This is a genomic window from Monashia sp. HAY1-5C, assembly GCF_056755255.1.
In genome coordinates this window covers 1-233 of sequence record NZ_JBPGXG010000821.1, presented here as the reverse complement: position 1 = coordinate 233, position 233 = coordinate 1, and the positions used below count along the sequence as shown (strand labels likewise).

1 pseudogene is annotated in these 233 nt (G+C 68.7%); it reads right to left on the bottom strand.

The window, feature by feature from the left end:
• Positions 1-233, bottom strand: a pseudogene (locus ACR9ZK_RS23655) (neutral zinc metallopeptidase); the annotation flags it as partial.

The window sequence follows — 233 nt, the reverse complement described above, 5'->3', positions numbered from 1 at the left end:
GGGGATTGGCTTGAGCAGCGTCGTGACGTTCTGGGCGGTGGTCTCGGTGGCGTGCTTGACCCACGTGCCCGCGAGACATTCGGCCATGAGCTCCATGCGCACGGAGCCGGAGTTCGGGCCCTGCGGGTCCTACTGGGCCCGGTTGAGGATGCCGAGGAGGTCCTGGATGGGGTGGCCGGACTCGTGCGCGACGACGTACTCCTTGGCCAACTGGCCGCCGTCTGCCCCGAACG